The organism is Rhizobium sp. CAU 1783 (assembly GCF_054551725.1).
The window spans coordinates 392092-406042 of record NZ_JBTOLM010000001.1; the positions used below are offsets into that span (position 1 = coordinate 392092).

General features: G+C 63.6%; 14 protein-coding genes. 7 read left to right on the top strand and 7 right to left on the bottom strand.

All coding sequences use genetic code 11. The features are described 5' to 3' along the window. Positions 1–43: 43 nt before the first annotated feature. From ACX93L_RS01695 to ACX93L_RS01715, 5 genes are all read left to right on the top strand, one after another. Complete coding sequence (locus ACX93L_RS01695) at positions 44–1312, top strand: MgtC/SapB family protein (RefSeq protein WP_459403233.1); 1269 nt, start codon at positions 44–46, stop codon at positions 1310–1312. Between the two features lie 145 nt (positions 1313–1457). Next, on the top strand, positions 1458–2258 hold the full coding sequence (locus ACX93L_RS01700) for an inositol monophosphatase family protein (protein ID WP_459403234.1): 801 nt from the start codon (positions 1458–1460) through the stop codon (positions 2256–2258). Positions 2259–2357: 99 nt separating this feature from the next. Further along, a complete protein-coding gene (locus ACX93L_RS01705; RefSeq protein ID WP_459403235.1) occupies positions 2358–3398 on the top strand; it encodes a flagellar motor protein MotA in 1041 nt (346 codons plus the stop codon). A 2-nt stretch (positions 3399–3400) separates the two neighbouring features. Next, entirely contained in the window at positions 3401–4432 is a 1032-nt protein-coding gene (locus tag ACX93L_RS01710) for a peptidoglycan -binding protein (protein ID WP_459403236.1), read from the top strand. 97 nt (positions 4433–4529) lie between these two features. Next, on the top strand, positions 4530–6173 hold the full coding sequence (locus tag ACX93L_RS01715) for an FAD-binding dehydrogenase (protein WP_459403237.1): 1644 nt from the start codon (positions 4530–4532) through the stop codon (positions 6171–6173). Positions 6174–6200: 27 nt separating this feature from the next. On the opposite strand, the gene ACX93L_RS01720 is transcribed toward ACX93L_RS01715, so the two are convergent. Continuing rightward, the gene (locus tag ACX93L_RS01720) at positions 6201–8003 is read right to left on the bottom strand and encodes an ABC transporter transmembrane domain-containing protein (RefSeq protein ID WP_459403238.1); all 1803 of its coding nucleotides are present in this window, start codon (positions 8001–8003) and stop codon (positions 6201–6203) included. 188 nt (positions 8004–8191) lie between these two features. On the opposite strand from ACX93L_RS01720, the gene rpmE reads away from it, so the two are divergent. Then, complete coding sequence (gene rpmE, locus ACX93L_RS01725) at positions 8192–8413, top strand: 50S ribosomal protein L31 (protein ID WP_003497640.1); 222 nt, start codon at positions 8192–8194, stop codon at positions 8411–8413. A 156-nt stretch (positions 8414–8569) separates the two neighbouring features. Here rpmE and rcdA read toward each other — a convergent pair whose 3' ends face one another. The 3 genes from rcdA to ACX93L_RS01740 form a co-directional block, all read right to left on the bottom strand. Beyond that, a complete protein-coding gene (gene rcdA / locus ACX93L_RS01730) occupies positions 8570–9085 on the bottom strand; it encodes a protease adaptor protein RcdA (RefSeq protein WP_169586297.1) in 516 nt (171 codons plus the stop codon). Positions 9086–9451: 366 nt separating this feature from the next. Next, complete coding sequence (locus ACX93L_RS01735) at positions 9452–9646, bottom strand: DUF1192 domain-containing protein (RefSeq protein ID WP_459403239.1); 195 nt, start codon at positions 9644–9646, stop codon at positions 9452–9454. Then, positions 9643–10947, bottom strand: coding sequence for an MFS transporter (locus ACX93L_RS01740; protein ID WP_459403240.1), 1305 nt, complete (start codon positions 10945–10947; stop codon positions 9643–9645). The genes ACX93L_RS01735 and ACX93L_RS01740 overlap by 4 nt, the downstream gene beginning before the upstream one ends. Positions 10948–11128: 181 nt before the next feature. On the opposite strand from ACX93L_RS01740, the gene ACX93L_RS01745 reads away from it, so the two are divergent. Then, the gene (locus ACX93L_RS01745; RefSeq protein WP_459403241.1) at positions 11129–11284 is read left to right on the top strand and encodes a hypothetical protein; all 156 of its coding nucleotides are present in this window, start codon (positions 11129–11131) and stop codon (positions 11282–11284) included. A 23-nt stretch (positions 11285–11307) separates the two neighbouring features. On the opposite strand, the gene ACX93L_RS01750 is transcribed toward ACX93L_RS01745, so the two are convergent. The 3 genes from ACX93L_RS01750 to ACX93L_RS01760 all read right to left on the bottom strand — a co-directional run bounded on the left by ACX93L_RS01750 (position 11308) and on the right by ACX93L_RS01760 (position 13840). Next, positions 11308–12216 (bottom strand): PhzF family phenazine biosynthesis protein, encoded by a 909-nt coding sequence (locus ACX93L_RS01750; protein WP_459403242.1) that lies wholly within the window; start codon positions 12214–12216, stop codon positions 11308–11310. Positions 12217–12252: 36 nt separating this feature from the next. Next, entirely contained in the window at positions 12253–12693 is a 441-nt protein-coding gene (locus ACX93L_RS01755; protein WP_169586307.1) for a PACE efflux transporter, read from the bottom strand. 250 nt (positions 12694–12943) lie between these two features. Beyond that, on the bottom strand, positions 12944–13840 hold the full coding sequence (locus tag ACX93L_RS01760) for a fructose bisphosphate aldolase (protein ID WP_459403243.1): 897 nt from the start codon (positions 13838–13840) through the stop codon (positions 12944–12946). Positions 13841–13951 lie beyond the last annotated feature (111 nt).

Here is a 13951-nt window from a genome sequence, read left to right on the forward strand (position 1 = left end):
GCCGTGGCGGGCTAAAAGGGGGCGGGCTGCAAGGGGGCAGGGCGTGGACAGTTTCGAACTCTTTCAGCGGCTGGGCCTGGCGATCGCCATCGGTGCGGCCGTCGGCGTCGAGCGTCACTGGCGCGAGCGCGACGAGCCGGAAGGGGCACGCACTGCCGGGATCCGCACCTTCACGATGATCGGCATGGTCGGGGGCGTGGCCGGCCTCATCGAGCGGAGCTTCGGCCTCGCCTCCGGTTACCCGGGGATCGCATTGGCCGGGTTCCTGATCGCCGTCGCCACCGTCATGGCCGTGTTCGAGATACGTGAGGCGATCGCCCAGCAGTCCTACAGCGTGACCTCGGTGATCGCCGCGATCCTCACCTTCGGTCTCGGGGCGCTTGCCGCGCTCGGCGACATGACCATCGCCTCGGCCGGCGGGGCCGTACTGATCGCCATTCTTGCCAGCCGCGAATTCCTGCACGAGGGCATCCGCCGGCTGAAATGGATCGAGCTTCGCTCGGCGGTGATACTGCTTGCGATGACGTTCGTGCTCCTGCCGATCATCCCCGAGGCGCCGGTCGGGCCGTTCGGCGGGGTCTCGCCGAAGAGCATCGTGCTTCTCGCCATCACGCTGGCGTCCATCTCCTTTGCCGGTTATGTCGCGGTGCGGCTCTTCGGGGCCACGCGCGGTGACGTGCTGGCCGGCGCGATCGGCGGCCTGGTCTCGTCGACCGGGACGACGGTCGCCTTCGCGCGGCGCAGTGCGGCAGGCGAACCTGAACTGACGCTCGCTGCCGGCGCCATCAGCGCCGGTGCCGTCTCTCTGCTGCGCACCGCCTTTCTCATCGGCACGCTCGCCGCCGCCTTGCTGCCTTCGCTCCTGGCACCGCTTGCGGCGGGAACCGCGTCCCTTGTTCTCTATGCGATGCTGCTGGCGCGGCACGGACAGGCTTCGGGCGACCGGCAGCTTCCGGCAAACCCGTTCGAGCTGACGGCCGTCGCGAAGATGGCGCTGCTGCTTGCCGTCGTGGCCTTTCTCGCCCGCGCGGCGACCGTAACCTTCGGCGATGCGGGCCTGATCCTCGCTTCTGCGATCTCTGCGCTCGCCGATGTCGATGCGGCGACCGTGACGGTCGCGGGCATGCTCAAGACCGTCGCGGTGCCGATGGCCGTCAAGGCGATCGGCACCGCGGTGCTCAGCAACATGCTCGCCAAGGCGGTCTATGCGACGATCTTCGGCAACGGGCGCTTTGCGCTTCACCTCTGGGGCGCGACACTGCTTTCGGTCGCCGCGGGTATCGCCGGATGGGTGGTCGCCGGGCCAACCTGAAACTTTCTAGGTCTGGCGGAATGGTGGTTGCCCCTTGAAATCCGGCTGTTTTTGTGGTCTTGAACCGGCCCAACCGCCGCCGCGACACATCGCGCCGCTTCTGCCGCCGTTCCCGGCGCATGCTGCAATTTCAAGGAAACCGCCAATGGCTCGTTCAGCTCTCCTCAATGTCATGGTTCAGGCCGCCCTCAAGGCGGGCAAGTCCTTGTCGCGCGACTTCGGCGAGGTTCAGAACCTGCAGGTTTCCGTCAAGGGGCCGAGCGACTTCGTTTCCCAGGCCGATCTCAAGGCCGAGAAGCTGGTGCGCGAGGAGCTCCTGAAGGCGCGCCCGACCTATGGCTTCCTCGGAGAGGAAAGCGAAGAAATCAAGGGCACCGACGGCGCGCATCGCTGGATCGTCGATCCGCTCGACGGCACGACGAACTTCCTGCACGGCATTCCGCAGTTCGCGGTATCGATCGCGCTCGAGCGCAATGGTGAGATCGTCGCCGGCGTCATTTTCAATCCGGCGACCGACGAGCTTTACACGGCGGAGAAGGGTGGCGGTGCCTTCCTCAACGATCGCCGCATCCGTGTCGCCGCGCGTAAGGTTCTCTCCGATTGCGTCATCGGCTGCGGCGTGCCGCATCTCGGCCGCGGCGCGCATGGCAAGTTCCTCGTCGAACTGCGCCATGTCATGGGTGAAGTGGCCGGCATCCGCCGCATGGGAGCTGCAGCACTCGACCTCGCCTATGTCGCGGCCGGTCGCCTCGACGGTTTCTGGGAAGCCGAGCTCAATGCCTGGGACATGGCGGCAGGCCTCTTGCTGATCCGGGAAGCTGGTGGTTTCGTCAGTGACATGCATGGCGGCCAGGACATGTTCCACACCGGGGGCGTGGTCGCCGGCAACGAATATATCCGCAATGCGCTGACCGAGGTCATCGCGCGGCCTATCCCCAAGGCCTGAGCCTTTTCAGCCGTCGCAACAGCCGGCGGCTTTTAGCTTCAATTCGTCGCAATTTTCCACTAGCCTCCGGCGCACAGATTCCCGGAGGCTGAGTACGACATGGCGAAAGTAAAGCTGGCGGATTTGGAGGCGGTCGATGCCGTCCCCGGAGAATACGGTCACAAGCTCTCGAGCCCGATGCCGTTCTTCAGCACCATGTTGATCTTCCTGATCATCGTCGGCTTCATCGCTGCAATCCTCTACCGGCAGGCCCATGCGGCCTTCGTCACCAATCCGGGGCTGAACGGCCTGATTCTCGGGGTTCTGGCGGTCGGTATCGTGCTGGTCTTCAACCACGTGCTGGCGCTTCGCCCCGAGGTCCGCTGGTTCAATTCGTTCCGTGCGGCGGGCAATGCCGACAAGGTCGGGCGCGAACCGCGGCTGCTCGCGCCGATGCGGGCGCTGATCGGCGGACGGCGTTCTCCGGCGATCTCGACGACCGCGCTGCGCTCGATCCTCGATTCGATCGCCACGCGTCTCGACGAATCACGCGACACGTCACGCTACCTGATCGGCCTGCTCGTATTCCTCGGCCTGCTCGGCACCTTCTGGGGCCTGCTCGGCACCATCGCCTCGATCAGCGAGGTCATCCAGTCGCTCGATCCGGCTTCCGGCGACAGCAGCGATGTGTTGCAGGCGCTGAAGACCGGTTTGACCGGCCCGCTGTCCGGTATGGGCACGGCGTTTTCATCCTCGTTGCTCGGTCTGTCCGGCTCGCTCATCCTCGGCTTCCTCGATCTGCAGGCCGGCCGTGCGCAGAACCGCTTCTATACCGAGCTGGAAAACTGGCTCTCCTCCGTGACCGATGTCGATTCGGAGATTGCTGCCGGCAATGGCCTGACGGGTGTTCCGGCGGACGACATAAAGCGGCTGGTCGACCAGCTCGCCAGGATCGCCAGCAAGGAGAGCGCCGGTACCGGCGGCAGCGATCGTTCGGTGGCCGCCATCGCCGGGCTTGCCGAGGGCATACAGGGGCTGGTCAAGAACATGCGCAACGAACAGCAGATGCTGCGTGACTGGATCGAGGCGCAGCAGGAAGACGCTCGTGCCATGCGCAAGACGCTTGAAGGCCTGAACGAGAAGTTCGGCGGGGGCAAGTAGCCATGGCGCTTGGCCGCAACCGCCGCCGCGAACGGGGCGTGGACTACTGGCCGGGTTTCGTCGATGCCCTGTCGACACTGCTGCTCGCCATCATGTTCCTGCTCACCGTCTTCGTGCTTGCGCAATTCATCCTGAGCAGGGAGATCACCGGCAAGGACGAGGTGCTGACTAGGCTCAACAGCCAGATCGCCGAACTGACGCAGCTTCTCGCCCTGGAAAAGAGCGGAAAGCAGGATCTCGAAGACACGCTTGCTGCGCTGCAGTCGTCGCTCGCGTCTTCGGAAAGCGAGCGCAGCCGCCTGCAGCAGCTGCTCGATGCCGGAAGCGGCTCGGCGGACGTGGCCAACGAGAAGGTCGGCCGGCTTACCGAACAGCTCGACGCGGAAAAGCAGGTGAGCGAGCGGGCGATGAGCCAGATCGAACTGCTCAACCAGCAGATCGCGGCCTTGCGTGCCCAGATCGCCGCCGTCGAGGAGGCGCTTCAGGCATCCGAGGCGCGCGACCAGAACTCGCAGGCCAAGATCGCCGATCTCGGCCGCCGGCTGAACGTGGCACTCGCCCAACGCGTCCAGGAGCTCAACCGCTATCGGTCCGACTTCTTCGGACGGCTCAGGGAAATCCTGTCCGACCGGGAAAACATCCGCATCGTCGGCGACCGCTTCGTCTTTCAGTCCGAAGTGCTCTTCCCCTCCGGTGGAAACGAGCTGAATCCGGAAGGTGAAGCCGAAATGGCAAAGCTCGCGACCGCGCTTCTCGACCTCGCCAAAGAGATTCCGCCGGAGATCAACTGGGTTCTGCGCGTCGACGGTCACACCGACAATGTCCAGCTGACCGGTGCCGGCCGTTTTGCCGACAACTGGGAGCTTTCGGCTGCCCGCGCGATCTCGGTGGTCAAGTATCTGATTGCGAAGGGCGTGCCGTCCAACCGTCTGGTCGCTGCCGGCTTCGGCGAATACCAGCCGATCGCCGAGGGCGACAGCGTCGAGGCGAGGGCCCAGAATCGCCGAATCGAGCTCAAGCTCACCGAACGTTGACATTCCGGTAGACCTAGCAGAACTGCTGGGTTGTCTCGCAGCTTACGTGCCCGTAAAAGTAAGATGAGCATGTGGGAGTGCGAGGGGGAGGCTGCGGATGAAATTCGATGTTCTGGTGATCGGCGGGGGACTTGCAGGACTGGTGGCGGCGACAGAGGCCGCGGATCGCGGGCTGAAGGTCTGCGTGCTCGATCAGGAAGGCATCCAGAATCTCGGCGGACAGGCCTTCTGGTCTCTCGGTGGTCTCTTCTTCATCGACAGTCCCGAACAGCGACGGCTCGGCATTCGCGACAGTTATGAACTTGCGCGCCAGGACTGGTACGGGTCGGCTGGTTTCGACCGGATCGAGGACTACTGGCCGCGCCACTGGGCCGACGCTTACCTTGAATTTGCGGCCGGTGAAAAACGCGACTGGCTCCACCGGCAGGGTGTCCGCTGGTTTCCAGTGGTCGGCTGGGCCGAGCGCGGCGGGTCGCTCGCGAGCGGACACGGCAATTCGGTGCCACGCTTCCACATTACCTGGGGAACCGGGCCGGCCGTCGTGGAGCCCTTCATCCGCCGTGCCAGGGCGGCCGAGGAAAATGGCCGGCTGACATTCCGCTTCCGCCATCAGGTCGATGATCTTGTCGTCACCAACGGCGCCGTCACGGGGGCGCGGGGAACCGTTCTGGCGAGCGATGCCGCTCCACGCGGGGCCGCGACATCGCGCGAGGCAATCGGGGAGTTCGAGATTACTGCTGGTGCGGTCGTCGTCGCGTCCGGAGGCATCGGCGGCAATCACGACCTGGTGCGCAAGAGCTGGCCCGTTGATCGGCTGGGACCGGCGCCGCGGTCGATGGTTGCCGGCGTTCCGCAATATGTGGACGGCCGGATGTTGGCGATTGCGCGTGCCGCCGGCGGGGAGGTCATCAATGGCGACCGCATGTGGCACTATACGGAAGGGCTGCGGAACTTCGACCCGATCTGGCCGAACCACGGCATCCGCATCCTGCCCGGTCCGAGCTCTTTCTGGTGTGACGCGGACGGCAACCGCTTCCAGGCACCGGCCATGCCGGGTTTCGACACGCTGGCGACACTGAAGGCAATCCGGGCACGGGGCGACGAGTACAGCTGGTTCGTGCTCAACAAGGCGATCATCAAGAAGGAGTTCGCCCTGTCCGGATCGGAGCAGAACCCCGATCTCACCGGCAAGAACATCCGCCTTCTCCTGAAACGCCTCGGCAAGAACCCGCCAGGTCCCGTGCAGGCTTTCATGGACAGGGGCGAGGATTTCGTCGTCCGCGACACACTGGAAGACCTGGTGCTGGCGATGAATGCCCTGACCGGCGAGCACAGGATCGGCATCCATCACCTCAGGGCCCAGATCGAGGCGCGGGATCGCGAGATCGAAAACAGCTTCAGCAAGGATGCCCAGGTGACCGCCATCCGGGGCGCGCGGAACTTCATCGGCGACAAGCTGATGCGCACTGCGCGGCCGCACCGCCTGCTCGACGCCAAGGCCGGTCCGCTGATAGCGGTCAGGCTGCACGTGCTGACGCGCAAGACGCTCGGCGGTCTGCATACGGATCTCTCGGCCCGCGTGCTCGACAGCACCAACAAGCCGGTGCCGGGTCTCTATGCGGCCGGAGAGGTGTCAGGCTTCGGCGGCGGTGGCGTGCATGGCTACAATGCGCTGGAGGGGACCTTCCTCGGTGGCTGCCTGTTCTCCGGACGCATCGCGGGCCGTTCAGTCGGAGCCTGACAGCTCCGACTGTAAAATTGCCCGTTACTAGGACGCGGGAGCGGTGAAGTCCCGCCCGCCGGTCTCGAACTGCAGCCGCGCCAGCTTGGCATAAAGCCCGCCCTGCTGGATCAGGCTGTGATGGGTGCCTTCCTCGACGATGCGGCCGTCATCCAGCACCAGGATGCGGTCTGCCTTGAGAACCGTCGCGAGGCGATGGGCGATGACGATCGTGGTGCGATCCTTCATCAGGCCGTCGAGCGCCTTCTGAACGAGCGTTTCGCTTTCGGCGTCGAGAGCAGAGGTTGCTTCGTCGAGGAGCAGCAGGGGCGCATTGCGCAGCAGCGCGCGGGCGATCGCAATACGCTGGCGCTGGCCGCCGGAAAGCGTGATGCCGCGTTCTCCGACCTGCGTGTCGAAACCGTGTTCCAAACGCTGGATGAATTCCGTCGCCTGGGCGGCGTCGGCGGCGGCCTCGACCATCTGGCGGGTCGCGTTCGGCGAGCCGAAGGCGATGTTGTCGTGGATGGAGGCGGCGAAGACGGTTACGTCCTGCGGCACGATGGCGATCCGGGCGCGGACGCTTTCCGGATCGGCGTCGCGGATGTCGATACCGTCGAGGGCGACTGCACCCTTCAGCGGGTCATAGAAACGCAGGATCAGCGAGAAGACGGTGCTCTTGCCGGCGCCCGAAGGTCCGACAATTGCCACGGTCTCTCCGGGCTGGACGGCGAAGGAGAGCCCCTTCAGCGCCGATTTTGCCGCGCTGGAGGGATAGGCGAAGTGCACGTCGGAGAAGGCGACGCCGCCCTGGGCAGGAACCGGCAGCGCCTTCGGATGGAGCGGCGCCGAAACCTGAGAGACTTCCTGCAGCAGTTCGGTCAGGCGCTCGGCGGCACCGGAAGCCTGTGCGAGTTCGCCCCAGACTTCGGACAGCGTGCCCATCGAGCCGGCGGCGATGACGGAGTAGAGCAGGAACTGGCCGAGCGTGCCTGCGGACAGCGTGCCGGCGAGCACGCCCTGAGCGCCGAACCAGAGCACCGCAACGATGCTGCCGAAGACGAGGGTGATGGCGACGCCGGTCAGCAGCGCGCGCGACTTGATGGCGGCGCGGGCGGCCTCGTAGGCGCCCTCGACGGCATGGCCGTAGCGCTGGTTGGCGATGCCTTCGGCGTTGAAGGCCTGGACGGTGCGGGCTGCACCGATCGTTTCCCCGGCAAAGGCGGATGCCTGGGCCAGGGTATCCTGGGCGGCGCGGGAGCGGCGCCTCACGGAGCGGCCGAAGGCGACGAGCGGGAAAACGATGATCGGGATCGCGGCGAGCACCAGCACCGAAAGGCGCGGGCTCGTATAGATCATCATCGCCATCGCGCCGAGGCAGAGGATCGAGTTGCGCAGGGCCAGCGAGGCGGTGGCCCCGACGGCCGACTTGATCTGGGTGGTGTCGGCGGTCAGGCGCGAGACGATCTCGCCCGACTGGTTCACGTCGAAGAACGCAGGCGAAAGCCGCGTCACATGAGCAAACACATCGCGCCGGAGGTCGGAAACGACGCGCTCGCCGATGGTGATGACGTAGTAGTAGCGCATCGCGCTGGCGATCGCGAGGACGATGGCCATGACGATCATCATGCCGAAATAGTTGTTGATGAAACCGCTGTCGGCGGCGCTGAAGCCGTGGTCGACCATGCGACGCACCGCAAGCGGCAGGGCCAGTGTCGTGGCGGCAGCAAGACCGAGGAATAACAGGGCTCCGGCGACGAGTTTCCGGTAGCGCATCACGTAGGGCAACAAGCCCGCCAGGGGTTTCAGGGAACGGCGTTTCGGCTGGTCGACATCGGTGACTGCGGACACTTCACTCTTCTCCGGCCCGGCTTGCGGGCTTTCGTGCCATGGCACTTGTTATCCTTGCGCCCTTCATGTATAGGCACCGCATCGAATTGGGAAGCCGTGGCCTGTTCGGACATCGGCTTGATTTATTGAATAGGTCTCCGTGACGCAATTGCGGCATTTGGACCCTCCGGCACAGCAGGAAGATCGCAATGAAGGCTGATATCCATCCCGACTACCACACCATCAAGGTGGTCATGACCGACGGTACCGAATACGAAACCCGTTCTACCTGGGGTTCGGAAGGAGCTGTCATGAACCTCGAAATCGACCCCAAGTCCCATCCGGCCTGGACCGGCGGCAACCAGCAGCTGATGGACCGCGGCGGTCGCGTTTCGAAGTTCAACAAGCGTTTCGGCGGCCTCGGCCTCTGATCGATCGACGATCGACGTTTTTCGAAAAAGCCCGGCTTCGACCGGGCTTTTTTGTTGCCTGCATTTCGGGAACCGGCGTCTGTTGCGCAAAGAAAAGCCCGGCACTGCGATGCAGGCCGGGCGTTTGTTTCGCCGATGTTTGGCGCGGTGCGCCGGTCAGTTGGCGTTGAAGGCGGTGCGCAGCAGATCGAGCTGGGCCTGGACGCTGTTTTCGTTGTCCGGGACGATCGGGGCGTCGGACGGGCGATAGATTTCGCGGTCGAGAAGGGCGATGCGGTTCTGGAGGCGCAGCGAACGCTCGACGAGGTCGCGGAAGGATTCCGGCAGATCGTTCCAGCCCGGAGCCTGACGGTCGACGTTGAAGCCGTCGAGGCGGACCTTGCTCTTTTCGGAGATAACCTGATCGCGGCTCATCTCGCCGTTGTTGACGGCGCGCTGCAGGAGCAGCCAGGAGGCCATCTGCATCAGGCGGGTGGTGAGACGCATCGATTCCGCAGCGTAAAGCACGGATGCCATGCGGGGCAGAACCTTGGCAGCGGCGCGGCCCGGGCCATCAAGATAGGCGGCGGTTTCTTCCACCAGGCCCATGCCCTCGGCATATGTCGCCTTGAACTGCGTCGATGCAGCGGCGCGTCCGGCAAAGCTCACAGTGTTCAATCCGAGTTCAGACATCGGTTCACCCCTGAATTACGCATCACTTTTACTGGGTAACGACATGGACGCTTGACTTGTTCCTGCCGCTTTTCATGGCCGTACGATGCTACCAATACCCCAAATGCGCAAGCCGTTTATTAAAGAAGGGTTAATTCCCACAATTTTCAATATAGGCCCGACCCGAACGCAAAAAAAGAGCCGCAAAAGCGGCTCTCAAGGTAAAACAGGGAGAAAAATCAGACGATCGCCATAAGGAGAAACGAACTGAATCCAGCATGGCCGGATGAAGCTATATTCGCTCAAAAGGCTTAACGGATAGTAAATGTAAATCCGAAAACCCCGATTTTCCAGGGCTTCATCCGCCGGATATGTATTTTTTCGAGACTATACTTTGGGCTTGAAGAAGCTGTCGGCTGCGCGCTTGCCCGCTTCCTTGCGCTGACGCTCCTCAGTGAGTCGCGCAATCTCAGCCTCTAAGAGGCTGATCCGGGCCGTGAGTTCGTCAGCCGAGAGGAAGGAAAGGTCGCTGCCGATCTCGTGCGAAACGGGCTTCTTCGGCTTGTCCTCGTCGAAAATCATGGTCTGGCCTCCCCGGCTGCCCTCGTGTGATTCGCCTGCTGGTCGGCCTCATGCGGCGGCAAGGGTGCCGCGCGGGGGTCGAGGGTCAGGCTTTCCGGCGTGCTCATCGGCGAGGCGGTGACCGGGATGTTCGGTACGTGCTCGCGATTGCCGACCGGAACGGCAGCGCGCAGGCGGCTGCGGTAGATGGCATAGCCAGTCAGCAACACGTGGGCGACGGCGGTCACGGCAAAGAGCGCGTAGGGGCCGAGCTCGGTCATGACCGGGCCGCCGATGGTCGGGCCGATGATCGTGCCGATGCCGAAGAGCAGCAGAAGGCCGCCGGACACCTTCACGAACTCGTCGGAGCTGGCAAAGTCGTTCGCGTGGGCGACGGCGATCGGGTAGAGCGAGTTGGCGGCGGCGCCATAGATCGTGACGAAGACGATCATGACGACGTGATTGTGCGGCTGCAGCAGGACAAGCACAAGGGCGGCGACAGCGGCGATGGCCGAGAGGGCTGCAAGCACGTAGCGGCGGTCGGTCCGGTCGGACGCCTTGCCGGCGGGAAACTGCATCAGGGCGCCGACGAAGATGGTCACCGACAGCATGATGGCGATCATGTTGGGCGAAAGGCCGGCGCGGGCACCGAAGACGGCGCCGAGCGTGCCGTAGGCGCCGTTGGCAATGCCGATCAGCAGGATGCCGACGAAGGAGACCGGCGAGTTCCGGTAGAGGCTCGGCAGGTCGAGCTTGACCGATTTCAGCGGCTGCGGCGAGGCCGCCGTCGACATCGTGGTCGGCAGCATGGCGAGGCAATAGAGAATGCCGCAGATCATGAAGAGGATGGTGGTCGAGGGATCGACCACGCCAACCAGCATCTGTCCGCCGACCACGCCGATCAGGGTGATCGAGATGTAGAAGGAGAAGATCGTGCCGCGGCTCTCGTTGGTGGCGCGCTCGTTCAGCCAGCTCTCGATGATCATCGAGGTTCCGGCGATGCAGAAGCCGGTCAAGGCGCGCAGGCCGACCCACCAGTACTGGTCGACAACAATGCCGGTCATCAGCGCAATGACCGCGATCAGCGAGATGAAGCTCGAAAAGGCCCGGACATGGCCGATGCGCATGACGAGTTTCGGCGCCAGGAAGCAGCCGAGAACGAAGCCGGTTGCCCAGGACGTTCCGAGAAGGCCGAGGATTTCGTTCGAATAGCCCTCTGCCGAACCTCGTACCGGCAGCAACAGGCCATGCAGGCCGTTCCCCAGGAAAAGGAAGAGGGTTCCAAGCAGGAGCGCCATGACTGGCAGGAGATTTCGTCGCATGGCTTCGCTATCGAACGGGGTTGGCCGGAGGTGGAGACAAGCGGGGGTACTGAAACGTCATAGATTAGGGCAAGGTTCCTACCGAGAGCTGAACACAGATCGGCGCTTGCGGGAAATTCTTCTGGCGGGCAAAAGTGTCGGCGTTGTGACATTGCCGGAATCGGCGCGCTGGGAAATCTCCATGACCAAGGTGATCGGCCTTCTCCTCATCCTCGCCATGGCGATCCAGGTCATCAAGCCGCTCGGTCTGCCGGGATTGCGCCGCCGCAGCGACTTCTGGAAGATTGCCGTCGTCGCCTTCGTGATCTGGTCGATCACGCTTTTGATCCGCCCCTAGTGTATCCCTGTCGCCTGCGGTGATCAGCGGCTGATCGTGCCGCGCATGACCTCGATGCAGTTGCCGGCCACGGACACGTCTTCGAAGACGCCGTCGCGGGTCGAGACATTCACCCGGATGACGCTCCGCCGGCCCATCTCCACACCCTGTTCCACGAGCAACTGCCGGCTTGGCGTTGCTGTCTCCAGCGTGGTCAGATAGGCGCCGAGGGCCGCCGATGCGCTACCGGTCGCCGGGTCTTCGGGAACGTTGTCGAATGGTGCGAACATGCGGGCGCGGACGTGATCCTCGCCGACCCATGTGTAGAGGAAGATGGCGCAGTCGCTCTCTTCATTGGCATAGGTGTCGTGAAGGGTGCCGAGAGGCTCAATCCGCGGCGTTGCTCGTCCGAGGGCTTCCAGTCCTTTTACCTCGGCGAAGATGAACTTCAGGCCGACGGAGGCGAAAACCGGCTCGTGACGGGTCGTCACGATATCCACCTCTGCGAGTGAAACGCAGGGGGCAAGCTCTGCCGGCAGAACCCGGCTGCCGACGAACAGGGGGCCGGGCGCACGGATGGAGGCGCCGGTGACAGTGCCGTCGGCTTCGACCAGTTCGACCTCGACCAAGCCCGCCTTCTCCTCGAAACGCATGAGGGTATCCGTCTTCCGGTCGAAGACTTGACCGAGGCGACCGAGTACGAAGGCTGTCCCGACATTCGGATGTCCGGCGAAGGGAACTTCTGTCACCGGCGTGAAGATGCGGACCTCCGCAGTATTGGCAGGATCGCGTGGCGGAAGCACGAAGGTGGTTTCGGAATAGCCGAATTCCGCGGCGATCTTCTGCATTTCGCCGTCCGTCAGGTCACGCCCGTCGAGGATGACGGCCAGCGGGTTGCCGGCATAGCGGGTGCCGGTGAAGACGTCGACGGTGACGAACGGGATGTCGCGCATGATTTCTCCGCTGGATTTAGGCTGTTTCTTCCCGTGTCAGCCTGCCGCCTCATCCTGGGTCTGCCATTCCGGGATCGGGAAGACGCGATCATAGCTCCAGTTGAAGACGAAGGCGTAGACCAGGTAGAACAGCGAGAACGACACGTCCATCACCACCGCGTGCCAGAGCCCGACCTGGAGATACCAGGCGATGAAGGGGGCAAGGACGAAGAGAAGGCCCCCTTCGAACAGAACCGCATGGGCGACGCGGATCGGCACCGTCTTGGCGGTGGTGCCGACGAGCCGCTGCATCGCATGGTCGAAGCCGATGTTGTAGATGTAGTTCCAGAGCATCGCGATGGTGGCGCTGCCGACGCTGACGACTCCGATATCAGTGAACGGCAGGTCGTAGACCCAGGCGCCGAGCGGCGTCACGAGCCCGAGGGCAATGACTTCGAAACTGATGGCGTGGCGGATCCGGTCGCCGGTCTTACGCATATTCTGTCTCCCACACGAGGATCAGGTCGGGTCGTCCCGGTCAAATGCCCATTGTGGGGAGAGGTCGTCCTCAGCGCTCGCAATTATAGTTTCGCCGGCCGGGAAGGCAAGCGGCGGCGAAGGTTGTCTTTTCCCTGAAATGAAGAAGCCCCGCCGGTGGCGGGGCTCTGATGCTGTCTCTCAGGTTCTCGAGGATCTTGCCGGCGGCTCTGTTTTTCGCTCTGCCGGAAGGCAAGCCTTCAGAACCGGATCAAGCCTTGTTCACGCTCGCGGCGTAGATCGCGTCGATCGTCTTGGCCAGGCTCGCGTTGAATTCGGCGTCTGTCATGCTGACGCGCAGGTTCTCAGCCAGGGCGCGCGAGAAGCTGGCGATCATGCCGTGGTTATGGCTGAGCTTTTCGCAGGCATCCACGGTGCTGTAGCCGCCGGACAGGGCGACGACGCGCACGACCGACTTGTGAGCAACGAGCGGTGCATAGAAGTCGGCGACCGTCGGGATCGTCAGCTTGAGCATGACGGATTCGCCGGCGGGAAGCTTGTCGAGCTCATTGGCGATCTCGTCGCGCAGGATGGCTTCGGCTTCAACCTTGGTCGGGCTCTTGATCGAGACTTCCGGTTCGACGATCGGCATCAGGCCCTGGCCGATAATCTGGCGGGCCACTTCGAACTGCTGCTTCACGACGGCGGCAATGCCGGCCTTGTCGGCATGGGCGATGACCGAGCGCATCTTGGTGCCGAACATGCCCTTTTCGCGACCGCGGATGAGGAGAGCGTCGAGATCGGGCATGGCCTTCATCAGCTGAACGCCGTTCTGTTCGGCTTCGAGGCCCTTGTCGACCTTCAGGAACGGCACGACGCCGCGCTTTTCCCAGAGGTAGGACGGAACGGCTTCACCATTGACGTCGCCGTCCATGGTCCGCTCGAACAGGATGGCGCCGATGACCTTGTCGCCGGAGAAAGCCGGAGCACTCATGATGCGGACGCGCATGGCATGCACCAGGCGGAACATTTCCTCGTCACCGTTGTAGTCGGACTCGGAAACACCGTAGAGACGCAACGCGCCGGGGGTCGAACCACCGCTCTGGTCCAGCGCCGCAATGAAACCGGGCGCCGAGCTGATCTTGTCCAACATCTTCGCGTCTACCATAGCTCACTCCTATCCCTAAACATGGCGCGTCGCGCGCTCACGTGTGTTCTGTGTTTCTGCAACTAGGCGGCAAAGCCGACTTGACCAGTCTCGGGACCAATTTCCACGAGA